Source organism: Achromobacter sp. HNDS-1 (assembly GCF_040084795.1).
Classification (GTDB): domain Bacteria; phylum Pseudomonadota; class Gammaproteobacteria; order Burkholderiales; family Burkholderiaceae_B; genus Achromobacter; species Achromobacter ruhlandii.
In genome coordinates, this window is sequence record NZ_CP157584.1 from 4,814,291 (window position 1) to 4,840,035 (window position 25,745).

Consider the following 25,745-nt stretch of genomic DNA (forward strand, 5'->3'; position numbering starts at 1 on the left):
GGGGCGTTCGCGTCGAAGGCCCGGCCATGTGGCGCGGGCCGTCGCCAGGCCTTATTCGGGCTGGATGTTGGCGTCCTTCATGACCTTGATCCAGCGCGCGCTTTCGGCCAGGTTGAAGGCTTCGGCTTCCTGGTAGGTCATGGTGCTGGGCAGGGTGCCCTGCGACTTCAGCGCCTCGACGACCTTGGGCGATTGCGAGGCCTCGATCATGGCCTTGTTGAGCTTGGCGATGATGGGTTCCGGCGTGTCCTTGGGCACCCACATGCCATACCAGGTGACGATGTCGAAACCGGGCAGGCCGTTCTCGGCGATGGTGGGCACGTCCGGCAGTTCGGCCAGGCGGGTCTTGGTGGTGACGGCGATCGGACGCACCTTGCCGCTCTGGATCAAGGGCAGGGCGGGGGCCAGCGGCGCGTACATCAGGTCGACGTGGCCGCCGGCGACGTCGGTCAGGGCCGGGCTGCTGCCACGGTAGCCCACGTGCGAGATCGACGCCTTGGTGGTGGTGTTGATCAGCTCGCCGGCCAGGTGCGGCAACGTGGCCACGCCGGGCGAGGCGAAGCTGAGCGAACCCGGCTGGGCCTTGGCCTGCGCCAGCAGTTCGCCGAAGGTCTTGAACCTGGAGTCCGGCGGTACCACCGCCACCATCGGCACCGTGCCGAGCACGCCGACCATGCGGAAGTCCTTGATCGGATCGAAGGTTAGGCTCTTGAACTGGGCCGGGTAGATGCCCTGCACGGACGGGTTCATCAGCACCGTGTAGCCATCGGCCGGCGCGCGCGCCACCTGGGCGGCGCCAATCGTGCCGCTGGCGCCAGGGCGGCTTTCGATCACCAGCGGCTGGCCCAGGATCTCGCCCATGCGCACCGCGATCACGCGGCCCACCACGTCGGTCGGGCCACCGGCCGCCCACGGCATGATCACGCGGATCGGCTTGTCCGGATAGGTGTCCTGCGCCTGCGCGCTGGCGAGCGGCAAGGTCCCGATGGCGATTGCCGAGCATGCCGCGGCGAGCAAAGTGCGCTTGTTCATCTGCTGTCTTCTCCTACAAAGGTGAGGTTGGCCGAGGGCAGGGCCGCGTACAGCAGCGCCTTGACCTCTTTGAGTTGCTGACCCGTGGTGGCTTCGTTTTTCTGCATGCGCCCCAGGGGGCCGGCCACCACGATGGCGAAGGGTTGTTCATAGGCCTTGAAGCCGAGCGAGATGGACATCACGTCCTCGACGTTCTCGCCAAGCGAGCGTTGCCAACCGCGCTGGATGCCGGCCTGCAGGTCGCGGTCGAAGGCGGCTTGGCTGGTGAGCGTGGTCTCGGTATACGAGGCAAAACCGGGGTAGGTCTTGAACCATTTCTGGCGCTCGTCCTCGGACAGCACCGACAGCAGGGCCTTGCCCGAACTGGTGGCGTGCACCGCCTTGAAGCCGCCCGGCTGGTGAGAGAAGCGGATGGTCTGCTTGGATTCGGCAACGATCAGGTAGACCACCTTGTCGTCCGCCAGCTTGGCCAGCAGGGCCGTTTCGCCGGTGAGATCGCGCACCCGCGCCAGTACCGGCTCGATCACCGCGTTCAGCGGATCGCTGCGGCAGATCAGGGTGGCGACGTGGATCAGCTTCTGTGTCGGGTAATAACCGTGCTTCTTGCCGATCTCGTACAGATAGCCGCGCGCCACCATGGTCTTGAGCAAGCCATGGCAGCTGGACAGCGGGATCTCCATCTGCGCGGCGATTTCGCTGTACAGCAACGGCTTCTGCGCCTCGGCGAAGAGGTTCAGGACATCCAGGACTCTGGCAGCTGTTTTCACATCCATGATGTTATTATCCTATATGTGATAAATTTGTGTCAAATTCTTAATTCCAGCCAAGGAGCCGCGCCGCATGAGATGGAAGAACCGTCCCGAAGGGTCGAACTGGGGAGACTTCGGTCCTGATGACCAACGGGGTTGCCTGAATTACATCACTCCCGCGAACGTGATGAAGGGAATCCAGGAGGTCCGCGAGGGGTTGAACTTCTGTCTGTCGCTGCCGCTGGATTATCCCGGCGGCAACGGCGTCAATGTGCGCCGCCATCCTCCGAAGCTGCGCCCCACCGAACGCGACGGCGACCAGTACCTGAACTTCCCCCTGGGCCGGCTGCGTCCGGGCTGTGTCGACGTGCTGAGCGATGACATCGTCGAAATGAGCCTGCAGTACTCGACCCAGTGGGATTCGCTGGCGCACGTGGGCGCGTTGTTCGACGCCAACGGCGACGGCCTGCCCGAACGCGTCTATTACAACGGCTACCGACCGAACGAGCACGTTGTCGGCCCGGTCGACTATGACGTCGACAACGGCTTTGCCAAGACCGACCTGGGCCAGGGCGGCGCCTCGCATGCCAAGAAACTGGACATTACCCAGTTGGCCGAGTCCTGTCTGCAGAGCCGCGGGGTGATGATCGACCTGGCGCGGCATTATGGACGCGAGCAGAAGTCCGTGGGCTACGACGACCTGATGCGGATCATCGAGGCCGACCGCATCGAGATCGAGCAGGGCGACATCTTGCTGTTCCATACCGAGTTCGGCGATGCGCTGCTGGAAAAGCAGCGCCAGCCGGATCATCACACCTTGCACGAGATCTGCGCCGGGCTGGATGGCAGCGACGAGAAGCTGCTGCAGTGGATCACCGATTCCAGGGTGGCCGCGATGGCCTCGGACAACCATGCGCTGGAAATCTACCCGACGCAAAAACCCAACGCCTGCTGCGCGGCGTTGCCGCTGCATCACCATTGCATCTTCAAGCTCGGCCTGCCGATCGGCGAGATGTGGTACCTCGGGGCGCTGGCGCGCTGGCTGACGGCCCATGGGCGCAGCCGTTTCCTGTTGACCGCGCCGCCGCTGAACCTGCCGGGGGCGGTGGGTTCGCCCGCCACGCCGGTGGCCACGGTCTGAGCCTGAGGGCGACGCAATCGGGCAGGCCTCTGGATCGGGCCTGCGCCGGGCGAGCCGGCGCCGCTCGGAACGGCGCGGCACGCGCCGACCCAGGACGAGCTAACCGGCACTGCGCCGACTTCACAGCCCGGGGCCTCCCGGGCCTTGGGCAGTGGCTCCCGGGCGCTCAGCGGCCGACGCGCGCCTCGATCTCGGCGGCCAGGTCGGCCACCGCGGTGGCATAGAAGTAGCTGCGGTTGTACTTCGTCAGCGCGAAGAAGTTGGGCGTGCCAACGCGGTATTGCGCGGTGCCGCGGGCTTCTTCCACCAGATCGACCACGCCCATGGGCTGGCTGCCCCAGCCGTTGGCCGAGGCGCCGGGCTGCAGGCGCGCGCCCGCCGCGGTCAGGGTGCCCCAGGTCTGCTTGGGTTCCAGGCCGCCGTCCACCAGCGCGGTGGGATCGGCCGGCAACGTCACCGGCGCGAATACCGGCAGTCCGCGCTGCCAGCCGTGCTGCGACAGGAAGCTGCCGACCGACATGATGGCATCGCGGGTGTTGTTGGTCAGGTCGATATGACCGCTGTCATCGCCGTCCACCGCGTAGTGCTTGATGCTGGTGGGCATGAATTGCGGCATGCCGATGGCCCCGGCGTATGAGCCGCGGGTTTCCATGTCCAGCTTGCCTTTCATTACCAGCGTGAGGAAGTCGGCCAGTTGGCCGCGGAACATGGTGGCGCGCTCGGGCTTGGCCGGGTCCGGATAATCGAAGGCCAGCGTGGTCAGCGCGTCCAGCACGCGGAAATTGCCCATGTTGCGGCCATAGAGCGTTTCAACGCCGATGATCGAGGCGATGATGGGGGCCGGCACGCCGAAGCGCTGCGCGGCCTGGTTGAGCTGGTCGCGGTGCTCGTTGTAGAACTCCACGCCCCAGCCGATGCGCTTGGGCTCGACGAAGCGCGAACGGTAGGTCAGCCAGCTGCGCCAGATCTTCTTGCCGGGCGGCGACGGGGCGATCAGCCGCGCCACGGTGGCGTTGTAGCGGGCGCCCTCGAGCGCCGCGACCATGGGTTTGAGCGGCAGGTCGCGCTCGGCGGCCAGGCTTTCGACGAAGGCGCGCACCTCCGGCCGCAGGGCGCCGCTGGGCGTCAGGGCGGCCGGGCCGTCGTCCGCGGGCTCGGCACCGAGTGTCGGCGTACTGGGTCCGATGCGGATGGGCGTGGTGCCGGGGGTGGCGGCCGGCGGTTGGCCGGCGGGCGGATTGGGGGAGGTGGGAGCGGTGGTGGCACAGCCGGCCAGGAGGGCCGACAAGGTGCCGAGTTGCAGTAATCGCCGACAGGTGAACATAATCTTCCTTATGGAGACCATGTATCTTACCCACCCGGCATGCCGCTTGCATGAAATGGGCAGTTGGCATCCGGAGAGCCCGCAGAGGCTGGATGCCATTTCCGACCAATTGCTCGCCAGCGGTTTGATGCCCTATCTGGATGACCGGCAGGCGCCGCAGGCGTCGCGCCATGACGTGCTGCGGGTGCACACTGTCCAGTATCTGGACAGTCTGCGCGAACATACCCCGGAACACGGGTATTACCCGATAGATCCCGACACCCTCATGAACCCCCACACCTACGAGGCCGCGCTGTACGCGGCCGGCGCGGGCGTGGCGGCCGTGGACGCGGTGATCGGCGGCGAGGCGCGCACGGCGTTTTGTGCGGTGCGTCCTCCCGGACACCACGCCTGCCGTTCGCAGGCCATGGGCTTCTGCTTCCTGAACAACGTGGCCATCGCGGCCCGCCACGCCATGGACTTCCACGGCCTGTCGCGGGTGGCGATCGTCGATTTCGACGTGCACCACGGCAACGGCACCGAGGACGTCTTCGCGGGCGATGAGCGGGTGCTGATGTGCAGCATTTTCCAGCACCCCTTCTTTCCCAACAGCGGCACCGAACATCCGGCGGCCAACATGGTCAACGTGCCTGTAGCCGCTTATACGGCGGGCGCTGCTGTCCGTGCCATCGTCACGGACACCTGGCTGCCACGGCTGGAGGCGCACCGCCCGGAACTTATTCTGATTTCGGCCGGTTTCGATGCCCACCGCGAGGACGACATGGGTCAAATGGGGCTGGTGGAGGCCGACTATGCATGGATCACCGAGCAGCTCGTGGAGGTGGCGGAACGCCACTGCCAGGGGCGCATCGTCAGCACGCTCGAGGGCGGTTACAACCTGTCCGCCCTGGGGCGCAGCGTCGTGGCCCATATACGGGCGCTGGCGAAGCTGTAGAATCAGGAAAAAATTGTGCAATGCGATCCCGGCGGGTCGTTGATCCGCCGGGAATTTATTTCCATTTGGAGGCAGCGGGATGAAGGTGTTGGTACCTGTCAAGCGCGTCGTTGACTACAACGTCAAGGTGCGCGTCAAGTCTGATCAGACCGGCGTGGATATCGCCAATGTGAAGATGTCGATGAACCCCTTTGACGAGATCGCCGTCGAGGAAGCCACCCGCCTGAAGGAAAAGGGCGCCGTGGCCGAGGTCGTGGCGGTTTCTTGCGGCGTTGCGCAATGCCAGGAAACCCTGCGCACCGCCATGGCCATCGGCGCCGACCGTGGCGTGCTGGTCCAGACCGACGCCGAACTGCAACCGCTGGCCGTGGCCAAGCTGCTCAAGGCCCTCGTCGACAAGGAACAGCCGCAACTGGTGATCCTGGGCAAGCAGGCCATCGACGACGACGCCAACCAGACCGGCCAGATGCTGGCCGCGCTGCTGGACTGGCCGCAAGCCACGTTCGCCAGCAAGGTCGAGCTGGCCGATGGCAAGGCCACGGTCACGCGCGAAGTCGACGGCGGCCTGGAAACGCTGACGCTCAAGCTGCCGGCCATCATCACCACCGACCTGCGCCTGAACGAGCCGCGTTACGTCACGCTGCCGAACATCATGAAGGCCAAGAAGAAGCAGCTGGACACCGTCACCCCGGAAGAACTGGGTGTCGATCCGGCGCCGCGCCTGAAGACGCTCAAGGTCAGCGAGCCGCCCGCCCGCAAGGCCGGCATCAAGGTGGCCGATGTCGCGGCCCTGGTGGACAAACTCAAGAACGAAGCGAAGGTGGTTTGAGATGACGACGCTGGTTATTGCCGAACACGATAACGCCCAGCTCAAGGGCGCAACCCTGAACGCCGTCGCCGCCGCCGCCAAGATCGGAGGCGACGTCCACGTGCTGGTCGCCGGCGCCAATGCCCGTGCCGTGGCCGACCAGGCCGCGCAGGCGGCTGGCGTGTCCAAGGTGCTGCTGGCCGACGCGCCGCAACTGGCCGACGGCCTGGCCGAGAACGTCGCCGCCCAGGTGCTGGCCGTGGCCTCCGGCTACAGCCACATCCTGTTCCCGGCCACCGCCTCGGGCAAGAACGTCGCCCCGCGCGTGGCCGCCAAGCTCGACGTGGCTCAGATCTCCGACATCATCGGCGTGGAATCCGCCGACACTTTCCAGCGCCCGATCTACGCCGGCAACGCCATCGCCACCGTGCAGTCGGCCGACCCGGTCAAGGTCATCACCGTGCGCACCACCGGCTTTGACGCCGTGGCCGCGCAGGGCGGCTCGGCTGCCGTGGAAGACGTTGCCGCCGTGGCCGATTCCGGCCTGTCGAGCTTCGTCGGCCGCGAAGTCGCCAAGAGCGACCGTCCCGAACTGGCCGGCGCCCGCGTCGTCGTGTCCGGCGGCCGTGGCCTGGGCAGCGCCGAGAACTTCAAGATCCTGGATCCGCTGGCCGACAAGCTCGGCGCCGCCCTGGGCGCTTCGCGCGCCGCGGTCGACGCCGGCTATGCGCCCAACGACTGGCAGGTCGGGCAGACCGGCAAGATTGTTGCGCCGCAACTGTACGTGGCCGTCGGTATCTCGGGCGCCATCCAGCATCTGGCCGGCATGAAGGATTCCAAGGTCATCGTCGCCATCAACAAGGATCCCGAAGCGCCGATTTTCGGCGTGGCCGATTATGGCCTGGTGGGCGACCTGTTCCAGGTGGTTCCCGAACTGACCGGCGCGCTGTAAGCCGACGCGCCCCGGCGTTAATGCCAAAAGCCCGCGGACATTATGTGTCCGCGGGCTTTTTTATTGCACCTGACAAACGAAACTATTTGATATTTGTAGTGGGAATCTTTTGATCTTTGGAAAGATTCTGATAATGTATGCCGCGCGCAGCTAGGATTCGCGCAAGTGCTTGGCCGGTACATAACGAAGGAGATTCGGGATGGAATGGTTATTTGACACTCTGCGGAAATACCCTGAACTGGCCATATTCCTTACCCTCGGGCTGGGGTATTGGATAGGCGCCAAGAAGATATTCGGATTCAACCTGGGGGCGGTGACCGGCACCTTGCTGGTCGGTGTGCTGGTCGGCCAGCTCAATATCACGATCGCCCCGATCGTCAAACAGGTTTTCTTCCTGCTGTTCCTGTTCGGCCTGGGCTATGGCGTCGGGCCGCAATTCTTTCGCGGCATGAAAAGCGATGGCCTGCCGCAAGTCATTTTCGCCGTGATCATCTGCGTCATCTGCCTGCTGGTGACCTGGGGCACTGCCGTGGGCTTCGGCTTCGATGCCGGCACCGGCGCGGGGCTGCTGTCCGGCGCGCAGACCATTTCGGCGGTGATGGGGGTGGCGACCGATACCATCAACGGCCTGGGCATCGACGCGGCCACCAAGAAGAAATGGATCGACAGCATCCCGGTGGCGTACGCGGTCTGCTACATCTTCGGCACGGTGGGCAGCGCCTGGCTGCTGGCCTCGCTTGGCCCCAAGCTGATGCGCGTGGACATCGTCAAGGAGTGCAAGGAGTACGAAGCCAAGATGTCCGGCGGGGCGGATTCGATGGAGCTGTCGGGCTATCGCAAGTTCATTTCCCGCGCCTACAGGCTGGACCATCCCGAATTCGTCGGCAAGACAGTGGGCGAGATTGAATCGCGCTTCGTCGAAGCGCGCGTATTCATCGAACGCATCCGCCGCGGCGACCAGATCCTCGACGCCGATTCCACCACCGTGCTGCAGGCCGGCGACGTGCTGGGCGTGGCCGGCAGGCATGACGCGCTGGTGCTGCAGGCGGCCGGGATCATCGGTACCGAGGTCGAGGACCGTGACCTGATCAACCTGCCCGCCGAGATTGTCGAGGTGGTGCTCACCAACAAGAACCTGGCCGGCAAGACCGTCAAGGAAATATCCGAAATGGAACAGGTGCGCGAGCTGGGTCGCGGCGTGTTCCTGCGCAAAGTGGTGCGCGGCGGTCACGAAATGCCGGTCAACTGGGGCCTGAAGCTCGACCGGGGCGATCGCCTGTTCATCCTCGGCGCCAAGCGCGACGTCGAACGGGTGGTTAGCAAGCTGGGCTACGTGGACCGCGCCACCGAGCAGACCGACATGGTGTTCGTGGGCTTCGGCATCCTGCTGGGCGGCCTGTTCGGTACGCTGGTGCTGACGGTCGGCGGCATTCCCATCACGCTGTCGACCTCGGGCGGCTCGCTGATCGCCGGCCTGATCTTCGGCTATCTGCGGTCGGTGCATCCCACCTTCGGGCGAGTGCCGGAACCGGTGCATTGGTTCCTGACCTCGGTCGGCCTGACGGCCTTCGTGGCGGTAGTGGGCATCAGTTCCGGGCCGGGCTTCGTGCAGGGCTTCCAGCAGCTCGGCGCCAAGCTGTTCATCGCCGGCATCATCGCCACCAGCGTACCCATGATCCTGGGGGTGTACATCGCGCGCTACGTCTTCAAGTTCCACCCGGGCATCGTGCTGGGCGTGTGCGCAGGGGCCCGCACCACCACGGCCGCCATCGGCCAGATCACCGAGACCGCGAAGAGCCAGGTGCCCGCCCTGGGCTATACCGTGCCCTACGCCATCGGCAATACCCTGCTCATCATCTGGGGCATTGTCATCGTCATGCTCATGACCTAGCGGGATTCCCGCCCGCGCGCATGCGGGCGGGCCTGCGGATTCCGGGGGCCGCGCCCCCGGGCAAGCGCCTGTCAATCGCAAACCAGGAGTACTGAATAATGGCTTCCACCGCGCCTCTCACCGTCAGCCTGGCTTCGGCCCTCAAGACCACCCGTTCGCGCCAGCGCGACCTGGAGCAACTGTCGCCCTTCGAATTGAAGGACTACCTGATCACGTTGGCCAAGGAAAGCCAGCAGACCGCCGTGCTGACCATGCTGAACGCCGGGCGTGGCAATCCGAACTGGATCGCCACCGAGCCGCGCGACGCTTTCTTTCTGCTGGGCCAGTTCGCGATGAAGGAAGCGCGCCGGGTGCGCGACGACGTCATCCTGGCGGGCATGCCGCCCAAGAAGGGCTGCGCCGACCGCCTGCGCAAGTTCCTGTCCAAGAACAAGGGCGCGGAGGGAGCGGACTTCCTGGCCGGCGTCCTGGAGTATGGCGTGAAGGTCAAGAACTTCGTGCCGGATGAGTGGATCCACGAGCTGACCGACGGCATCATCGGCGATAACTATCCGGTGCCGCCGCGCGCACTGGTGCACCTTGAACAGATCCTGCACGATTACCTGATCAAGGAAATGTGCGATGGCCGTCCGCCCAAGGGCAAGTTCGACCTGTTCCCGGTCGAAGGCGGCACGGCGGCCATGTGCTACATCTTCGATTCGCTGATGCAGAACGGCCTGCTCAAGCAGGGCGACACCATTGCGCTGTTCCTGCCGACCTTCACGCCGTATATCGAGATCGCGCATCTGGAGCGCTTCCAGTTCAAGATTGTCGCTATCAATGCCAGCAGCGTGCGCGCTGATGGCACCCACGACTGGCACTATCCCGCCTCGGAAATCGCCAAGCTGGAGAACCCCAAGATCAAGCTGGCGGTGACCGTCAATCCCAGCAATCCGCCGTCGGTGGCTTTCAGCCCGGTAGAGATGAAACAGATCGTGGGGTTGATCCGCAAGAATCCGGACCTGGTGCTGGTGACGGACGATGTGTATGGCACCTTCGTGCCCAACTTCCGTTCGCTGATGGCCGAGGTGCCGCACAACACTATCTGCGTATATTCGTTCTCGAAGAACTTCGGTTGCACCGGCTGGCGCCTGGGCGTGATCGCGACCCACGAGAAGAACACCATGGACCGCCGCATCGCCGAATTGCCGGCATCCTGGAAAAACCGGCTGAACAAGCGCTACGGCGCCATGACCATGGAGCCCGAGAAGCTCAAGTTCATCGACCGGCTGGTGGCCGACAGCCGCAATGTGGCGTTGAACCACACCGCCGGCCTGTCGTTGCCGCAGCAGGTGCAGATGGGCTTTTTCGCGCTATCTCATCTGCTGGACCTGAAGGACGCGTACAAACACCTGACCATGCAGATCGTGCGCGCCCGCCGCGATGCGTTGTGGCGTGGCCTGGGGGCGCCGTTGCCGCCGGAAGATCCGATGCGTGGCTGGTACTACGTCGAACTGGACTTCATGGTGTGGGCCAAGAACACCTATGGCGACGCCTTCTGCAAGTACATGGCGTCGAACTACGAGCCGGTCGACTTCCTGTTCCGCCTGGCCGAGAAATCCGGCGTGGTGCTCATGGATGGCGGCGGCTTCGGCGGCCCGCCGTGGTCGATCCGCATTTCCCTGGCCAACCTGGATGATGGCGACTATTCCAAGATCGGCAAGCATATGGTCGAGGCCGCCACGGAGTACGTCGAGGCCTGGAAGGCCGGCCAACTGGTGCGTTCGGGTCCGACCGCCGGCAAGGGCCAGAAGGTCAAGCCCGCCGCCGCCAAGCGCAAGGCCGCCGGCAAGCAAGCCGCCAAGAAGGCGGTGAAGCAGGCGGTCAAGCAGGCCGCCAAGGCCGAGCGTTCCGCCACCAAAGGGGCGAAGTAGCCGCCATCGTCCGCCAGATCCAGGGTGACATGACCTCATGACGTGCTCAGTCGGGTTTTTCAATAACGTTCCCATCGCGGTGCTGTTTCTGACGGTGGGGTTGGGATACCTGATCGGCAAGCTCAAGGTCGGGCCGATCCAGCTCGGGGGCGTGTGCGGCACGCTCATCGTCGCCCTGCTGATCGGCCAGACCGGTTGCCAGATGCGCGGCGACCTGAAGGAGGTCGCGTTCGCCCTGTTCATCTTCGCCATGGGCTATTCGGGCGGACCGCAGTTTTTCGCCAACCTGAACCGGTCCAGCCTGCGCTACATCGTGCTGCCCATCATCGAGGCGCTGCTGGTGCTGACCATCGTGCTGCTGGCGGTGCCGCTGTTCGGGCTGGACGCGGGCACGGCGGCTGGACTGGCTGCCGGGGCGGCAACCGAGTCGGCCGTGGTCGGGACCGCGGCGGAGGCGCTCAAGCACCTGGGTCTGCCCGACGCCGACGTGCAGCGCATGGAGGCCAATATCGCCACCGCCTACACGCTGACTTATCTGGTGGGCCTGATCAGCATCGTGTTCTTCACCAGCCAGGTGGCGCCGGCCCTGTTGCGCATCAACCTGCGCGAAGCCTCGAAAGCGCTTGAGGAAAAACTGGGCGGGGGACCGGGCGAGCCCGACGAGAACCTGCTTCCGACCCTGCCGCGGCTGGTGGGCCGCTCGCACGTGGTCAAGGACGCGGACGGCAGGACGGTGGGGGAGGTCGAAGCCGAATTGGGCGGACGCACCGCCATCAGCCGAATCCTGCGCAATGGCGAGGCGATCGCGCCCACGCCCGAGGACCGGCTGGCCACTGGCGATATCGTCGTCGTGCTGGGCCTGCGCCGCTTCGCGCTGCGGGCCGGCTCGGTCGTCGGGCCGGAGATCCAGTTGCCGGAGGCGCATGCCGATGACCTGCAACTGGCCGAGCTGCAGGTCATCGTCAACAGGAAGACGGCCAATGGCCGCACCCTGGGCGAATTGGCCAAGGGGCCGCGCGCGCAGCGGGCGCGGGGCGTGTTCCTGCAGTCGATCCAGCGGTCCGGTCACATGCTGCCGCTCACGCCTGCCACCGTGGTGCAGTATGGCGACCTGGTGACGCTGGTGGGCGCCGAGCCCGAGTTGTCGCAGGCCGGCGCAGGGCTGGGCAACGAACTGCGGCGCAGCGGCGTGACCGACCTGGTGTTCCTGGCCTTCGGCATTCTCGCGGGCTTGATGATCGGCGCGCTGGGGGCACGCCTCTGGGGCATTCCGGTGTCGCTGGGCAGCGGTGGCGGCGCCCTGGTCAGTGGCCTGGTGTGCGGCTGGATCAACGCCAAGCGGCCCGCATTGGGGCACATGCCGGACCAGGCGGTGCAATTGCTCAAGGATCTGGGGCTGGCGGTGTTCGTCGCCTGCGTCGGCCTGTCGGCCGGGCCGGAGGCGGTGGCGCTGATCCGCGAGCACGGCGCGGTGCTGCCGCTGATCGGCCTGCTGGTATCGCTCGGGCCGGCCTGCCTGTCGCTGTGGGTCGGGCACAAGATACTCAAGATAGAGGGGCCGCTGCTGGTCGGCGCCATCGCGGGCCAGCACGTCAGCACGCCGGCGATCAGCGCCATCCTGGGGGCCAGCGGCAGCGCGGTGCCGTTGCTGGGTTACACCGTGACCTACGCCATCGCCAACGTGCTGTTGCCGGTGCTGGGACCGATCATTGTGTCGCTGGCGCATCATCTCGGCGGATGAGTCCGGCAGCGCGCGTTGCCCCATGAGGCGGAGCCAGGGTTTAACATAGGCTAGGGAAACTACCGAGACCGCCATCGACCGCGCCATGCGTGTCGCCCAAGGCGGCATCCCATCGCACCCCGCCGCCCCCGCCGTCACGGGCGCAGGCTCATGGAGACAAGATGCCCTACCTTACCCCGCTGCAGGATTTCCGCTTCGCGCTGAAGGAACTGGCCGGCCTGGACGATGTCCTCAAACTGCCCGGATTCGAAGAGGTGACGCCCGATCTGGTGGACGCCATCCTGGAAGAGAACGGCCGCTTCGTCGAACAGGCGATCGCGCCGCTGAACGTACCCGGCGATACGCGGCCGCCGGTCTGGAACGACGGCCAGGTCACCGCCACGCCAGGCTACGCGCAGGGATTCAAGGACTACGCGGCCGGCGGCTGGCAGGGATTGCAGCATCCGCAGGCCTGGGGCGGGCAGGGGCTGCCCAAGCTGGTCGCGGCCGCGCCTGGCGAAAACATCCAGGCCGCCAGCCTGGCGTTTTCGTTGTGCCCGATGCTGACCGACGGCGTGATCGAGGCCATCCTCACCGTCGGCTCGGAAGAACAGCGCAAGACGTTCGTGCCCAACCTGATCGGCGGTAAATGGACCGGCACCATGAACCTGACCGAGCCGCAGGCCGGCTCGGACCTGGCCCAGGTGGCCACGCGCGCGGTGCGCCAGGAGGACGGCAGCTATCGCCTGTCGGGTCAGAAGATCTTCATCACCTACGGCGAGCATGACCTGGCCGAGAACATCATCCACCTGGTGCTGGCGCGCACGCCGGACGCGCCGCCCGGGGTCAAGGGCATCTCGCTGTTCATCGTGCCCAAGTTCCTGGTCGGCGCCGATGGCGCCCTGGGCGCGCGCAACGACGTCTGGTGCGCCTCGCTGGAGCACAAGCTGGGCATCCATGGCAGTCCCACGGCCGTGCTGCTGTACGGTTCGGGCAAGGGCGAGGCGGGCGAGGGCGCGGTCGGCTATCTGGTGGGCGAGTTGAATCGCGGCCTGGAATACATGTTCATCATGATGAACGCGGCCCGCTATTCGGTCGGGCAGCAGGGCATCGGCGTGTCCGAGCGGGCTTACCAGCACGCGCTGGCCTATGCGCGCGAACGGGTGCAGGGCAGGGCGGTGGAAGGTTCCTCCGCGGCGGTCGCGATCGCGCGCCATCCGGACGTGCAGCGCATGCTGCTGACCATGAAGGCGCTCACCGAGGCGGCGCGCGCCGTGTCGTACGTGACCGCCGCCGCGCACGACAAAGGCACGCATCACCCGGATCCCGAGCAGCGCGCCCGCAACCGCGCGTTCTACGAATACATGGTGCCCATCGTCAAGGGCTTCTCGACCGAATCGGCGGTGGAGGTAGCCTCGCTCGGCATCCAGGTGCATGGGGGCATGGGCTATATCGAGGAGACCGGGGCCGCGCAGTATTACCGTGACGCGCGCATCCTGCCGATCTACGAGGGCACCACCGCGATCCAGGCCAACGACCTGGTCAGCCGCAAGACGCAGCGCGATGGCGGCGCCACCGCCTACGCCGCCATCTCGGCCATGCGCGAGACCTTGCGGGCGGTCGAGGCCGAGTCATCGCGGGCGGCCGCCGCCGACCGCGACGGCCTGCGCTTGCTGCGCGACAACCTCGACAGCGCCATCCAGGCCTATGAATCGGGCGTGGCATTCATCCTTGAACAATCCGCGGCGAATATCCGCGCGGTATACGCCAGCAGCGTGCCGTATCTGATGCTGGCCGGCGTGGTGCATGGCGGCTGGCAGATGGCGCGCGCGGTGCTGGCGTGCCGCCGGCACCTGGCGGGGGGATCAACCGATCCGTTCCATCGCGAGAAGCTGGCGACCGGATTGTTCTACGCCGCTCACATTCTGCCGCGCGCCCTGGCGCTATCGGCGGCGGTGCGCGCCGGCGTGGTGGCGGACGCCTGCGGCGCGGCCGCGAATATTGCATAAGGTTATATGTCTTGCGTATTTCCCCTGCAACAGGTTTGATGGAAGAATCGTTTCCAGGGGCGGCACAGGCCGCCGCCGAAACGTTTTTCAGGCCGGCCCCCGGACTTGGCGGCCGGTCGATTCCGTAACCCGAATCCGCAAGCAGGAGACACCATGAGCCATCTACGCCTGGGCGACACCGCGCCCGATTTCGAACAGGAATCCTCCGCCGGCCCGATCCGTTTCCATGAGTATCTGGGCAATAGCTGGGGCGTGCTGTTCTCGCATCCGGCCGACTTCACGCCTGTCTGCACCACCGAGCTGGGCTACACCGCCAAGCTGGCCGACGAATTCGCCAAGCGCAACGTGAAGGTGCTGGCGCTGTCGGTGGACGGCACCGACTCGCACACCAAGTGGATCGAGGACATCAACGACACCCAGTCGACCAAGGTCAATTTCCCTATCCTGGCCGACAAGGACCGCAAGGTATCCGAGCTGTACGACATGATCCACCCGAACGCCAACGCCACCCTGACGGTGCGCTCGGTCTTCATCATCGACCCGAACAAGAAGGTGCGCCTGATCATCACGTATCCGGCCAGCACCGGCCGCAACTTCAACGAGATCCTGCGCGTCATCGACTCGCTGCAGCTGACCGACAGCCACAGCGTGGCCACGCCCGTCAACTGGGAAGACGGCGACGACGTCATCATCGTGCCGTCGCTGCAGGACGAAGCGGTGATCAAACAGAAGTTCCCGAAGGGCTACAAGGCGGTGCGTCCCTATCTGCGCATTACTCCCCAACCGAATAAGTAAATAAGAAATCCGTGCGCAAGGCGGTGCGTCGCCGCTTGCCCGGATTCTGGCGCCAGCCACCCGCAAAGCCGCGTATTCCCTGGGAATGCGCGGCTTTTTCACAGGGGGCGGCGGCCGCGCTATATGCCTGGGAGCGATGAGCAATCAAAGAATGATTCGTTCCGTTCAGAACAGGCCCCCGGCAAACTTGCTTCCACATTGCCAAACACGCGAAGGGAGCAGGGAATGTCTTTCAGGAAAGCCGGATGGTTGGCCGCCTTGGCCGCAGTGACGATGTCTCTCGCCGCGATCGCGCCGGCGCAGGCGCAGCAGAAGCAGACTCTTTTGAACGTGTCGTACGACCCGACGCGCGAACTGTATCGCGCCATCGATGACGCCTTTATCAAGCAGTATAAGGAAAAAGCCAACGTCGACCTGACCATCCGTCAGTCGCACGGTGGCTCCGGCCGCCAGGCGCGCTCGGTCATCGACGGCCTGGAAGCCGACGTGGTGACGCTGGCGCTGGCCTACGATATCGATGCCATCGCCGACCGCGGCCTCTTGCCCGAGAACTGGCAGGCGCGCCTGCCGCAAAACAGCTCGCCCTACACCTCGACCATCGTGTTCCTGGTGCGCAAGGGCAATCCCAAGCACATCAAGGACTGGGACGACCTGGTCAAGGACGGCGTGCAGGTGATCACGCCCAATCCCAAGACCTCGGGCGGCGCACGCTGGAACTATCTGGCCGCCTGGGCCTACGCGCTGGAAAAGAACGGCGGCAGCGAAGAGAAGGCGCGCGCCTATGTCGGCGAGCTGCTCAAGCACGTGCCGGTGCTCGATACCGGCGCCCGCGGCGCCACCACCACCTTCGTCGAGCGCGGCGTGGGAGACGTGCTGCTGGCCTGGGAAAACGAAGCCTTCCTGGCGCTGGAGGAACTGGGCCCGGACAAGTTCGACATCGTGGTGCCGTCGCTGTCGATCCTGGCCGAGCCGCCCGTGGCCATCGTCGACAAGATCGTCGACAAGAAGGGCACCCGCGCCGCCGCCCAGGCCTACCTGGAATTCCTCTATACCCCGGCGGCCCAGGAGATCATTGCCAAGAACTACTACCGGCCGATCGACAAGACCGTGGCCGCCAAGTACGAAAGCAAGTTCCCCAAGGTCAAGCTGGTGACCATCGACGACAAGATCTTCGGCGGCTGGCGCAAGGCGCAGAAGGACCACTTCAGCGACGGCGGCACCTTCGACCAGATCTACCAGCCGCAGAAGAAGTAAGCGGACAACCAGCGGACGACGGCCATGACTTCAGCCTCGATTCCGACGGCAAAGGGCGCGCAGGCGCCTTTTGCCGTTCGGCGCAACAGCCCGGGCGTGCTGCCCGGTTTCGGCATTTCCATGGGCTACGCGGTGCTGTACCTGAGCGTGCTCGTGTTGATTCCCCTGGCGGCGCTGCCGATCAAGAGCGCCTCGCTGGGCTGGCAGGGCTTCTGGGACGCGGTGACGGCGCCACGGGTGCTGGCGTCCTATCAGCTCACCTTCGGCGCCTCGCTGCTGGCGGCGCTGGTGAACCTGGTGTTCGGCACCATCGTGGCCTGGGTGCTGGTGCGCTACCGCTTTCCCGGCAAGAAGATCCTCGATGCGCTGGTGGATCTGCCGTTCGCGCTGCCCACCGCCGTGGCCGGCATCGCCCTGACCGCGCTGTACGCCGAAAAGGGCTGGCTGGGCGCGCCGCTGGCCAACTGGTTCGGCCTGAAGGTGGCGTTCACGCCGCTGGGCATCGTGATCGCGCTGATCTTCATCGGCGTGCCGTTCGTGGTGCGCACGGTGCAGCCGGTGCTGGAAGACATCGAGCGCGAAATCGAGGAGGCCGCCGCCAGCCTTGGCGCAGATCGCTGGCAGACCATCCGCCGCGTGCTGCTGCCGACGCTGTTGCCGGCGCTGATGACCGGTTTCGCGCTGGCGTTCGCCCGCGCCGTCGGAGAGTATGGCTCGGTGGTTTTCATCGCCGGCAACATGCCGATGGTGTCCGAGATCACGCCGCTGCTGATCATCGCCAAGCTGGAGCAGTTCGACTATGCCGGCGCCGCCGCCATCGCCACCGTGATGCTGGTGCTGTCGTTCGTGCTGCTTTTCGTCATCAATCTGCTGCAGGGCTGGCAGGCCCGTCGCGGCCTGGGGAGACAGGCATGAGCTTTGTTGACCGTCCCGCCCACCTGACCGAGCCGCGCTGGGTGCGCGGCATTCTGCTGTTCCTGGCGCTGGGCTTTCTGGCGCTGTTTCTGCTGGTGCCGCTGGCCGCGGTGTTCTACGAAGCATTCCGCAAAGGCTGGGCGCTCTACCTGGAAGCGATCGTCGAGCCGGACGCCCTGGCCGCGATCCGCCTGACCTTGCTGGTGGCGGCGATCGCCTTGCCCGTCAATCTGGTGTTCGGGGTGGCCGCCGCCTGGGCCATCACCAAGTTCCAGTTCCGCGGCAAGCAGTTCCTCATCACGCTGATCGACCTGCCGTTCTCGGTGTCGCCGGTGGTGGCCGGCCTGGTGTTCGTGCTGCTGTTCGGCACCCAGGGCTGGTTCGGCGGCTGGTTGCAGGCGCACGACCTGAAGATCGTCTACGCCGTGCCCGGCATCATCCTGGCCTCGCTGTTCGTGACCTTTCCCTTCGTCGCGCGCGAGCTGATTCCGCTGATGCAGGCGCAGGGCAGCGAGGAAGAACAGGCCGCGCTGACGCTGGGCGCGAACGGCTGGCAGATCTTCTGGCGGGTGACGCTGCCGAACATCAAGTGGGGCCTGCTGTACGGCGCCATCCTGTGCAATGCGCGCGCCATGGGCGAGTTCGGCGCGGTGTCGGTGGTGTCGGGCCAGATCCGCGGCCTGACCAACACCATGACCCTGCATGTGGAGATTCTCTACAACGAATACCAGTATTCGGCGGCGTTCGCGGTGGCCTCGCTGTTGGCGCTATTGGCATTGGTGACGCTGGTGGCCAAGAACGTGGTCGAGTGGCGCAACGCGCGCTACCTGAAGGCGGCGGAGCTGCCGGTCGAGTATCCCGGGCCGGCGACGGCCATTAAGCCGGCCGTCGCCTGACGCGGCCGGCCAGACGGAGACAAGCATGAGTATCGAGGTTCGCAATCTATCCAAGCGCTTCGGCCAGTTCCGCGCGCTCAATGACGTATCGCTGCACATCGAGACGGGCGAACTGGTGGCGCTGCTGGGGCCTTCGGGCTGCGGCAAGACCACGCTATTGCGCATCATCGCCGGGCTGGAATCGGCCGACACGGGCAGCGTGCTGTTCGCCGGCGAGGACGCCACCGCGGTGGACGTGCGCCAGCGCCAGGTCGGTTTCGTGTTCCAGCACTACGCGCTGTTCAAGCACATGACGGTGTTCGAGAACGTTGCCTTCGGCCTGCGCGTCAAGCATCGCTCGCAGCGGCCGCCGGAAGACCAGATCCGGAGCAAGGTGCATGACCTGCTCAACCTGGTGCAGCTCGATTGGCTGGCCGACCGCTACCCGGCGCAGCTGTCGGGCGGCCAGCGCCAGCGTATCGCCCTGGCGCGCGCGCTGGCGGTGGAACCGCGCGTGTTGCTGCTGGACGAGCCGTTCGGCGCGCTCGACGCCAAGGTGCGCAAGGAGCTGCGCCGCTGGCTGCGCCGCCTGCACGATGAGCTGAACGTGGCCAGCGTGTTCGTCACCCACGACCAGGAAGAAGCGCTGGAAGTGGCCGACCGCGTGGTGCTGATGAACGCCGGCAAGATCGAACAGGTCGGCACCCCGCGCGAGGTCTGGGAAGGACCGGCCACGCCGTTCGTCTACGGCTTCCTGGGTGACGTCAATCAATTGCAGGGCGTGGCGAGCCGCGGCGTCTGGGAAGGCGCCGGGCTGTCGTTGCCGGCGCCTGAACTGGCGCAGGCCGAGTCGCAACGCGCCACCGCCTACGTGCGGCCGCACGAATTCGATATCGAACGCTATCACGCTGGCGGCGCCGGCATCCCGGTGCGCCTGTCGCATGCCTACCTGGCCGGCCCCAGCGCCTACCTGGAATTGGCCAGCCAGGATTCCGACGCCGTCATCGAGGCCGAGGTGCCCGAGCATCTCTATCGCGAACTGGCGCTGCGCGATGGCGATATCCTGCTGGCCCGCCCGCGCCGGGCGCGTGTCTTCGCGGTGCAAGCATGACGGCCGCCGATCTCGCCGCCGGCCTGGCGCCGGCCCTTGCGGTTCGCTGGCACGAACTGATTGCGCGGCTGGCGGACGCGCGCCAGCGCTATCCCGACGCGGCGCTGGCCTCGTCGCTGGCGGCCGAGGACATGGTGCTGACGCACGCCATCTACAGCGCCGGCCTGGACCTGGAGGTCTTCACGCTGGACACCGGCCGGCTGCACGCGGAAACGCTGGGCGTCCTGGACGCGGTGCGCGAACGCTACGGACGCGAGATCACCGTGTATCGACCCGAGTCCGGGGCGGTCGAGCGCCATGTGGCCGAGCACGGCGCCTACGCCTTCTACGAGAGCGTCGAGCTGCGCAAGGCCTGTTGCCAGATCCGCAAGGTCGAGCCGCTCAAGCGCGCGCTGGCCGGACGCGGCGCCTGGATCACCGGGCAGCGGCGCGCGCAATCGACCACGCGCGGTGAACTGCACCTGGAAGAGGACGACGCCGCCTTCGGCCTCTACAAGTTCAACCCGCTGGCCGAATGGCGCGAAGAGGATGTCTGGGGCGTGATCCGCGGCCTGGGCATTCCCTACAACCCGCTGCACGACCAGGGCTATCCGTCCATCGGCTGCGAGCCCTGTACCCGCGCCATCCGCCCGGGCGAAGACCTGCGGGCCGGGCGCTGGTGGTGGGAGTCGTCGGACTCCAAGGAATGCGGCCTGCACGCAGGCAACCGGGTCATCGGCATCGTCGCGGAAACCACGCGCGCCTGACGCCCGTCACGTATCAAGAATTCGTTTTAGGGGAATACCTATGTCCGCAGTGATTCAACGCAGCCACCTGGACTGGCTGGAATCGGAAGCCATTTTCATCATGCGCGAGGTGGCGGCCGAGAGCGAGAAGCCCGTGTTGCTGTTCTCGGGCGGCAAGGATTCGGTGGTGCTGCTGCGCCTGGCCGAAAAGGCGTTCCGGCCGGGGCGCTTTCCGTTTCCGCTTATGCACATCGACACCGGCCACAATTTCGACGAGGTCATCGCCTTCCGCGACGCCCGCGCGGCCGAACTGGGCGAGACCCTGATCGTGCGCAGCGTGGAAGACTCGATCAAGCGCGGCAGCGTGGTGCTGCGGCGCGAGACCGACTCGCGCAACGCGGCGCAGGCCGTGACGCTGCTGGAGGCGATCGAGGAATTCGGCTTCGACGCCTGCATCGGCGGCGCCCGCCGCGACGAGGAAAAGGCGCGCGCCAAGGAGCGCATCTTCTCGTTCCGCGACGAGTTCGGCCAGTGGGACCCCAAGGCCCAGCGCCCGGAACTGTGGAACCTGTTCAACACCAAGGTGCACCGCGGCGAGAACATGCGGGTGTTCCCGATCTCCAACTGGACCGAGCTGGACGTCTGGCAGTACATCCAGCGCGAACAGCTGGCGCTGCCGTCGATCTACTTCAGTCACGAGCGCGAGGTGGTGCGGCGCAAGGGCCTGCTGGTGCCGGTCACGCGCCTGACGCCGCCGCGGGACGGCGACACCGTCGAGCGCCTGTCGGTGCGCTTTCGCACCGTGGGCGACATTTCCTGCACCTGCCCGGTGGCCTCGGATGCCGCCGACACCGCCGCCATCATCGCCGAGACAGCGGTGACCGATATCACCGAGCGCGGCGCCACGCGCATGGACGACCAGACTTCCGAGGCCTCGATGGAGCGCCGCAAGAAGGAAGGCTATTTCTGATCGCACGAGTGGCCGGCGCCTGGCCGGCCGACAGGGGACGCATATGAACGCAGTAAACGATTCTTTTCTTTCGGGCGCCGACTCGGGCGTGCTGCGCCTGATCACCGCGGGATCGGTGGACGACGGCAAATCGACGCTGATCGGCCGCCTGCTGTATGACAGCAAGGGCGTGTTCGCCGACCAGCTCGACGCCATCTCGCGCGCCAAGTACAAGCGCGTGGCTGAGGGCGGCATCGACTTCTCCCTGCTCACGGATGGCCTGGAGGCCGAGCGCGAGCAGGGCATCACGATCGACGTGGCCTACCGCTACTTCTCGACCCCGGCGCGCAAGTTCATCATCGCCGACGCGCCCGGCCACGAGCAGTACACCCGCAACATGGTCACCGGCGCCTCCACCGCCGACGTCGCCGTGATCCTGATCGACGCCACCCGCGCCGCCGACGGCAATCTGCTGCCGCAGACCAAGCGCCACAGCACCATCGCCCGCCTGCTGGGCATCCGCCACATCGTGGTGGCCGTCAACAAGATGGACCTGGTGGATTGGGACCAGGCCGTGTTCGAGCGCATCCGCGACGCCTACGCGGATCTGGCGTCCCGGCTTGGCATCGCGCACTTCCACGCGCTGCCGCTATCGGCGTTGAACGGCGACAACGTGGTGACGCGGTCGGACAAGACGCCGTGGTACGCCGGCCAGCCGCTGTTGACGCTGCTGGAATCGCTGGAACTGGCCGGTGACGGCGGCGCGGGGCCGCTGCGTTTTCCCGTGCAGTGGGTGTCGCGCCACGACGGCAGCAGCAGGGACGATTTCCGCGGCTACGCGGGCCGCATCGCCAGCGGCGTGCTGCGTCCCGGCGACGAGATCGTGGTGCAGCCGTCGGGCGTGACGGCGCGCGTGCAGGAAGTGCGGCTGTTCGATCGCGCGCTCGATGAAGCGGTGGCGGGCGACTCGGTGACGCTGGTACTGGACCGCGACGTCGACGTCTCGCGCGGTGACGTGATCGTGCACGCGGCCGCGCCGGCGCAAGTCGCGCGCGAATTCGAGGCGGAACTGTGCTGGCTCGATGCGCAGGCGCTCAACCCCGCGCGCAAGTATCTGCTCAAGCATGGCACGCGACTGACGTCGGCGAAGATCCGCGCGGTGCTCTCGCATCGCGACATCCACGAACTGCAGGAAGTGGAGAACACCGAAGGCACGCTGCGCATGAATGACATTGGCCGCGTCGCGTTCACCACGCGCGAGTCGTTGGCGGTCGATCGATACGCCGATGTGCCCGCCACCGGTGCCTTCATCCTGATCGACGAAGCCACGCATCAGACCGCGGCGGCGGGCATGCTTCGGTAAACCGCAAGTCGGGGCGGGAAGACTCCGCCCCGCACCGGTTTTTGGGTGTTGTTTTTATTCCAAATCCAATGCCGGCGCGGGTTTCCGGGCGATATCGCAAGATGAAATCGAATTGTCCGGACGCCGTCTTCGTCTTGCGGTAAAGTGGGGCTGTCTTACGAAAAGGCTTTTGGTGCTTGTCAAAACCACTGTGTTTTTGTACAGTAGTTTTCATGGCACGCACCGATCATTCTTTTCCCGCCGGTTCTGGGTCCCCGGCTGCCGCCCCCGCCGCCTTGCGCGGTCGGGGTGCGGTTACTAATGTTCGGCATCGCTTCCAGAAAGACGACCGCGCGCAGGTCGACGACGGCTGGTCCGGCTCGGGTCTCCCGGCTGATTTCGTCGATGCTGTCCCCGATATTTCCCCTGACGATTCCATCGATAAGACCGGCCTGGCCGGTCAGGCCGATGCCCCGGCCTTGGCGGCTGCCACGGTCATCCCCATCCTGCCCGACGTCCGCCGGGCGCCCGCGGTTCCCAAGACCACCGTCACCGCCGAAGAAGCCCGCAAGATCCTGTCGCGCAACGATTCGCCCGACATTCCCTTCGACGTGGCCGTCAATCCCTACCGTGGCTGCGAGCATGGCTGCGTCTATTGCTACGCCCGTCCCACCCATTCCTACCTGGGCTATTCCCCCGGCCTCGACTTCGAAACCCGGCTGGTGGCCAAGGCCAACGCGGTCCAGGCGCTGCGGGCGGAAATCAGCCGGCCCGGCTACAAGCCGTCGCCCATCAACATCGGCTCGGCCACCGACGCCTACCAGCCCATCGAGCGCGACTGGCGCCTGACGCGCGGCATGCTCGAGCTGATGCTCGAGACCCGCCACCCCCTCACCATCGTCACCAAGAACGCCCTGGTGGCGCGCGACCTCGACCTGCTGGCCGCGCTGGCCGAGCAGAAGCTGGTGGTGGTCTACATGAGCATCACCACGCTGGACGCCGACATGGCCCGCACGCTCGAGCCGCGCGCCGCCGCTCCGTGGCGCCGCCTGGAGGCCGTGCGCACCCTGACCGCCGCCGGCGTGCCGGTCGGCGTGCTGGTGGCGCCCGTGATCCCGTTCATCAACGATGACGCCATGGAACACATCCTGCAGGAATCGAAGGCGGCCGGCGCGCACTACGCCAGCTACACCGTCATCCGCCTGCCCTGGGAAGTCAAGACGCTGTTCGAAGACTGGCTCAACGCCCATTTCCCGGACCGCGCCCAGCGGGTGCTCCATCGCATCGAAGACCTGCGCAACGGCCGCCGCAACGATCCCAACTTCGGTTCGCGCATGCGCGGCACCGGCATCTGGGCCGACCTGCTGCGCCAGCGCTTCGCCGTCGCGACGCGCAAGCTGGGCCTGAATCGCCACCGCCTGTCGCTCGACTGCGACCGCTTCCAGCCGCCCGCGTCCGCCGGCGCTTCCGCCTCGTTGTTCACGGCCGCCGCCGGTACGGCCGAAGTCTCCGTTTTTCCATCCCCGGTTGGCGCGCAAGCGTCTTCAGGGGTCCCTTTTCCCAGTGCCATGCCCGTGGCCGGCGCCTACGGGCGCGGTGCGCGCCAACTGCGCGCCATGGTCGCGGGGCAATTGTCGTTGTTCGACTGACCCGTGGCTCGCCCACGGGTTGCCGCCGTGGCGAATTGCCGCGGTTCCTGATTGCGTTACAAGGAGTTCCTCATGAACACCGCTCAACTTTCCGTCCTGCCGGATGAACTTGCCGTCGTCTCGTTGACGCCGCTGCGCCGTGCGGTGCAGCGCGTCCGCGCCCTGGGTGCCCGTTACACCGGCTTGGCCATGCCCTGGGGGGGTGTGCCGGCGGGGCGCCACGCCAGCGCCACGACCGGGGATCTGCTGTCGCCTGCTGGCGGCGAGGCGGGGACACCCGCCGCAACCGCGCCGCGCCAACGTGAGCGCGCCGCCACGCTGCCGGGCAAGTGGCCGTTTCCGCCGGCAGCCGAGCAGACCGCGCCCACTGTTCGTGGCCCGCGCGAGCGCAGCCTGGGCAACGCCACGGTCGAACCCGTGTCGGATCAGGTCAGCGTGAAAAGCATGGTGCTGGATGTGGTGCTGGTGCTGGCGTGGGGCGCGATGATCCCGGCGCTCATGTGGCTGGGCGTGGCTGGCGGCTTCTGAGGTTGCGCCACCGTCCGGGCCGGTGCGCGGACGCATCCAGGCGCTTCACGCCGCCGGCCCGCGCGAGGGCCGGCGCGCTTTCAGCTCGAACCCAGCAGCACCACGCCGGCCAGGATAGACAGGCAGCCGGCCAGACGGCCGGGGCCGACTTTCTCGCGCAGCAGGAACATGCCAGCCAAGGTGCCCAGCATCATCGACATTTCCCGTGCCGGAGCCACCAGACTGAGCGGCGCGCCATTGCGCAGCGCGTACAGCACCAGGATGTAGCCCAGCGGCGACAGCAGGCCCACCGCCAGGGCCAGGTGCCAATGGCCGCGCATCAGTTCCCACGCCTGCGCGCGGCGCTTCACCATATGGGGGGTCATCATGGCGGTGCGGGTGACACAGGTGAACCAGTCGAACAGCACCGGGCTGATCAGCAGCACCTTGACGCCATAGGCATCCACTACGGTATAGGCGGCGATGAACAGGCCGATCACCATGCCCCAGCGCACGCCCACCCAAGCCTGCGCGTTGCGGAAGATCGCCAGCCGTCCCTGGGTGGCGATCAACAGCACCCCGATCACCACGCAGAGCATGCCGGCGATGCCCGTGGCGGTGGCCGGTTCACGCAGCAGCAGGAAGGCGCCGGTGGTGGAAAGCAGCGGACCGGTACCTCGGGCGATGGGGTAGACCACCGACAGGTCGGCCACCTGATAGCCGCGTTGCAGGCACAGGCTGTAGCCCAGGTGCAACAGGCTGGAGGTCAGGATCGCCCCGACCACGGGCCAGGTCCAGGTCATGCCGTCATGCAGCAGCACCCACACGACCCAAGGCGCATACAGCACCGAGGCGCACAGCCCATAGGCGAACACAAAGGGAGCGCCCACCATGGCCGCGCGCTTGGCGAGCAGATTCCACGTTGCGTGGGCCATCGCCGCCAGGACGACCAATAACAGGGACGAGTACGACATGAGGGGGAACAGCGTCTTATGACGTGTTTGTTACAGAAACTGCTAGGGTACCGCAAACCTGCGGGCAGGGCGCCATGTTACCTGAGGCATCCGCCAATTTTTGGTGTAGAATCATTGGTTTGCCAAATCTCATCCTCTGCTTGCGGTACACGGCCAGGCGCATTTTTCAGCCCCGG

At 66.2% G+C, this 25,745-nt stretch carries 22 protein-coding genes; 18 read left to right on the top strand and 4 right to left on the bottom strand.

All coding sequences use genetic code 11. The annotated features are described in order from the left end of the window. Window positions 1-51 precede the first annotated feature (51 nt). Window positions 52-1,032, bottom strand: a complete 981-nt coding sequence (locus tag ABFG95_RS22200; RefSeq protein ID WP_049072351.1) for a tripartite tricarboxylate transporter substrate binding protein — start codon at window positions 1,030-1,032, stop codon at window positions 52-54. After that, window positions 1,029-1,805 carry an IclR family transcriptional regulator gene (locus tag ABFG95_RS22205; protein ID WP_049072353.1) on the bottom strand — a complete coding sequence of 259 codons (777 nt, stop codon included), beginning with the start codon at window positions 1,803-1,805 and terminating at the stop codon, window positions 1,029-1,031. Before ABFG95_RS22205 ends, ABFG95_RS22200 begins: the two co-directional genes overlap by 4 nt. Window positions 1,806-1,872: 67 nt before the next feature. Here ABFG95_RS22205 and ABFG95_RS22210 point away from each other — a divergent pair, with 67 nt between their 5' ends. Then, window positions 1,873-2,922 carry a cyclase family protein gene (locus ABFG95_RS22210; protein WP_049072354.1) on the top strand — a complete coding sequence of 350 codons (1,050 nt, stop codon included), beginning with the start codon at window positions 1,873-1,875 and terminating at the stop codon, window positions 2,920-2,922. A 166-nt stretch (window positions 2,923-3,088) separates the two neighbouring features. On the opposite strand, the gene mltB is transcribed toward ABFG95_RS22210, so the two are convergent. Beyond that, complete coding sequence (gene mltB, locus ABFG95_RS22215; protein WP_100504039.1) at window positions 3,089-4,246, bottom strand: lytic murein transglycosylase B; 1,158 nt, start codon at window positions 4,244-4,246, stop codon at window positions 3,089-3,091. Between the two features lie 10 nt (window positions 4,247-4,256). On the opposite strand from mltB, the gene ABFG95_RS22220 reads away from it, so the two are divergent. The 17 genes from ABFG95_RS22220 (at window position 4,257) to ABFG95_RS22300 (ending at window position 24,616) form a co-directional block, all read left to right on the top strand. Next, a complete protein-coding gene (locus ABFG95_RS22220; protein ID WP_080977347.1) occupies window positions 4,257-5,180 on the top strand; it encodes a histone deacetylase family protein in 924 nt (307 codons plus the stop codon). 79 nt (window positions 5,181-5,259) lie between these two features. Then, window positions 5,260-6,009, top strand: coding sequence for an electron transfer flavoprotein subunit beta/FixA family protein (locus ABFG95_RS22225; RefSeq protein ID WP_006388274.1), 750 nt, complete (start codon window positions 5,260-5,262; stop codon window positions 6,007-6,009). Between the two features lies 1 nt (window position 6,010). Next, window positions 6,011-6,940 carry an electron transfer flavoprotein subunit alpha/FixB family protein gene (locus tag ABFG95_RS22230; RefSeq protein ID WP_175144360.1) on the top strand — a complete coding sequence of 310 codons (930 nt, stop codon included), beginning with the start codon at window positions 6,011-6,013 and terminating at the stop codon, window positions 6,938-6,940. 199 nt (window positions 6,941-7,139) lie between these two features. Continuing rightward, window positions 7,140-8,831, top strand: a complete 1,692-nt coding sequence (gene aspT / locus ABFG95_RS22235; RefSeq protein ID WP_049072359.1) for an aspartate-alanine antiporter — start codon at window positions 7,140-7,142, stop codon at window positions 8,829-8,831. Window positions 8,832-8,929: 98 nt separating this feature from the next. Next, on the top strand, window positions 8,930-10,744 hold the full coding sequence (locus ABFG95_RS22240) for a bifunctional aspartate transaminase/aspartate 4-decarboxylase (RefSeq protein ID WP_278991578.1): 1,815 nt from the start codon (window positions 8,930-8,932) through the stop codon (window positions 10,742-10,744). Window positions 10,745-10,781: 37 nt separating this feature from the next. Beyond that, a complete protein-coding gene (aspT, locus tag ABFG95_RS22245; protein WP_278991577.1) occupies window positions 10,782-12,485 on the top strand; it encodes an aspartate-alanine antiporter in 1,704 nt (567 codons plus the stop codon). A gap of 161 nt (window positions 12,486-12,646) precedes the next feature. After that, a complete protein-coding gene (locus ABFG95_RS22250) occupies window positions 12,647-14,473 on the top strand; it encodes an acyl-CoA dehydrogenase (RefSeq protein WP_348994947.1) in 1,827 nt (608 codons plus the stop codon). 153 nt (window positions 14,474-14,626) lie between these two features. Further along, the gene (locus ABFG95_RS22255; protein ID WP_006388282.1) at window positions 14,627-15,268 is read left to right on the top strand and encodes a peroxiredoxin; all 642 of its coding nucleotides are present in this window, start codon (window positions 14,627-14,629) and stop codon (window positions 15,266-15,268) included. Window positions 15,269-15,541: 273 nt separating this feature from the next. Next, window positions 15,542-16,522, top strand: a complete 981-nt coding sequence (locus tag ABFG95_RS22260) for a sulfate ABC transporter substrate-binding protein (RefSeq protein ID WP_231133015.1) — start codon at window positions 15,542-15,544, stop codon at window positions 16,520-16,522. Window positions 16,523-16,546: 24 nt separating this feature from the next. Beyond that, window positions 16,547-17,437: a sulfate ABC transporter permease subunit CysT gene (gene cysT, locus ABFG95_RS22265; protein ID WP_064526926.1), complete on the top strand. Its 891-nt coding sequence runs from the start codon at window positions 16,547-16,549 to the stop codon at window positions 17,435-17,437. Then, a complete protein-coding gene (cysW, locus tag ABFG95_RS22270; protein WP_049072367.1) occupies window positions 17,434-18,333 on the top strand; it encodes a sulfate ABC transporter permease subunit CysW in 900 nt (299 codons plus the stop codon). The genes cysT and cysW overlap by 4 nt, the downstream gene beginning before the upstream one ends. Window positions 18,334-18,358: 25 nt before the next feature. After that, a complete protein-coding gene (locus tag ABFG95_RS22275) occupies window positions 18,359-19,423 on the top strand; it encodes a sulfate ABC transporter ATP-binding protein (protein ID WP_278991575.1) in 1,065 nt (354 codons plus the stop codon). Then, entirely contained in the window at window positions 19,420-20,169 is a 750-nt protein-coding gene (locus ABFG95_RS22280) for a phosphoadenylyl-sulfate reductase (protein ID WP_278991574.1), read from the top strand. Before ABFG95_RS22275 ends, ABFG95_RS22280 begins: the two co-directional genes overlap by 4 nt. A gap of 40 nt (window positions 20,170-20,209) precedes the next feature. Next, entirely contained in the window at window positions 20,210-21,118 is a 909-nt protein-coding gene (gene cysD / locus ABFG95_RS22285) for a sulfate adenylyltransferase subunit CysD (protein ID WP_059269604.1), read from the top strand. Window positions 21,119-21,161: 43 nt separating this feature from the next. Then, the gene (locus ABFG95_RS22290; protein ID WP_238908350.1) at window positions 21,162-22,460 is read left to right on the top strand and encodes a GTP-binding protein; all 1,299 of its coding nucleotides are present in this window, start codon (window positions 21,162-21,164) and stop codon (window positions 22,458-22,460) included. 212 nt (window positions 22,461-22,672) lie between these two features. Further along, the gene (locus ABFG95_RS22295; RefSeq protein ID WP_082707136.1) at window positions 22,673-24,088 is read left to right on the top strand and encodes a PA0069 family radical SAM protein; all 1,416 of its coding nucleotides are present in this window, start codon (window positions 22,673-22,675) and stop codon (window positions 24,086-24,088) included. 72 nt (window positions 24,089-24,160) lie between these two features. After that, the gene (locus ABFG95_RS22300; protein ID WP_278991573.1) at window positions 24,161-24,616 is read left to right on the top strand and encodes a hypothetical protein; all 456 of its coding nucleotides are present in this window, start codon (window positions 24,161-24,163) and stop codon (window positions 24,614-24,616) included. 80 nt (window positions 24,617-24,696) lie between these two features. Here ABFG95_RS22300 and ABFG95_RS22305 read toward each other — a convergent pair whose 3' ends face one another. Beyond that, window positions 24,697-25,569, bottom strand: a complete 873-nt coding sequence (locus ABFG95_RS22305) for a DMT family transporter (RefSeq protein ID WP_049072375.1) — start codon at window positions 25,567-25,569, stop codon at window positions 24,697-24,699. Window positions 25,570-25,745: the final 176 nt, after the last annotated feature.

Coding starts and splice junctions, on each gene's coding strand:
- ABFG95_RS22280 (WP_278991574.1), top strand. CDS start 19,420: ATGACGGCCGCCGATCTCGCCGCCGGCCTGGCGCCGGCCCTTGCGGTT.
- mltB (WP_100504039.1), bottom strand. CDS start 4,246: ATGTTCACCTGTCGGCGATTACTGCAACTCGGCACCTTGTCGGCCCTC.
- ABFG95_RS22225 (WP_006388274.1), top strand. CDS start 5,260: ATGAAGGTGTTGGTACCTGTCAAGCGCGTCGTTGACTACAACGTCAAG.
- ABFG95_RS22260 (WP_231133015.1), top strand. CDS start 15,542: ATGTCTCTCGCCGCGATCGCGCCGGCGCAGGCGCAGCAGAAGCAGACT.
- aspT (WP_278991577.1), top strand. CDS start 10,782: ATGACGTGCTCAGTCGGGTTTTTCAATAACGTTCCCATCGCGGTGCTG.
- ABFG95_RS22255 (WP_006388282.1), top strand. CDS start 14,627: ATGAGCCATCTACGCCTGGGCGACACCGCGCCCGATTTCGAACAGGAA.
- ABFG95_RS22220 (WP_080977347.1), top strand. CDS start 4,257: ATGGAGACCATGTATCTTACCCACCCGGCATGCCGCTTGCATGAAATG.
- cysD (WP_059269604.1), top strand. CDS start 20,210: ATGTCCGCAGTGATTCAACGCAGCCACCTGGACTGGCTGGAATCGGAA.
- ABFG95_RS22205 (WP_049072353.1), bottom strand. CDS start 1,805: ATGGATGTGAAAACAGCTGCCAGAGTCCTGGATGTCCTGAACCTCTTC.
- ABFG95_RS22275 (WP_278991575.1), top strand. CDS start 18,359: ATGAGTATCGAGGTTCGCAATCTATCCAAGCGCTTCGGCCAGTTCCGC.
- ABFG95_RS22210 (WP_049072354.1), top strand. CDS start 1,873: ATGAGATGGAAGAACCGTCCCGAAGGGTCGAACTGGGGAGACTTCGGT.
- ABFG95_RS22305 (WP_049072375.1), bottom strand. CDS start 25,569: ATGTCGTACTCGTCCCTGTTATTGGTCGTCCTGGCGGCGATGGCCCAC.
- aspT (WP_049072359.1), top strand. CDS start 7,140: ATGGAATGGTTATTTGACACTCTGCGGAAATACCCTGAACTGGCCATA.
- cysT (WP_064526926.1), top strand. CDS start 16,547: ATGACTTCAGCCTCGATTCCGACGGCAAAGGGCGCGCAGGCGCCTTTT.
- ABFG95_RS22200 (WP_049072351.1), bottom strand. CDS start 1,032: ATGAACAAGCGCACTTTGCTCGCCGCGGCATGCTCGGCAATCGCCATC.
- ABFG95_RS22250 (WP_348994947.1), top strand. CDS start 12,647: ATGCCCTACCTTACCCCGCTGCAGGATTTCCGCTTCGCGCTGAAGGAA.
- cysW (WP_049072367.1), top strand. CDS start 17,434: ATGAGCTTTGTTGACCGTCCCGCCCACCTGACCGAGCCGCGCTGGGTG.
- ABFG95_RS22295 (WP_082707136.1), top strand. CDS start 22,673: ATGGCACGCACCGATCATTCTTTTCCCGCCGGTTCTGGGTCCCCGGCT.
- ABFG95_RS22230 (WP_175144360.1), top strand. CDS start 6,011: ATGACGACGCTGGTTATTGCCGAACACGATAACGCCCAGCTCAAGGGC.
- ABFG95_RS22240 (WP_278991578.1), top strand. CDS start 8,930: ATGGCTTCCACCGCGCCTCTCACCGTCAGCCTGGCTTCGGCCCTCAAG.
- ABFG95_RS22300 (WP_278991573.1), top strand. CDS start 24,161: ATGAACACCGCTCAACTTTCCGTCCTGCCGGATGAACTTGCCGTCGTC.
- ABFG95_RS22290 (WP_238908350.1), top strand. CDS start 21,162: ATGAACGCAGTAAACGATTCTTTTCTTTCGGGCGCCGACTCGGGCGTG.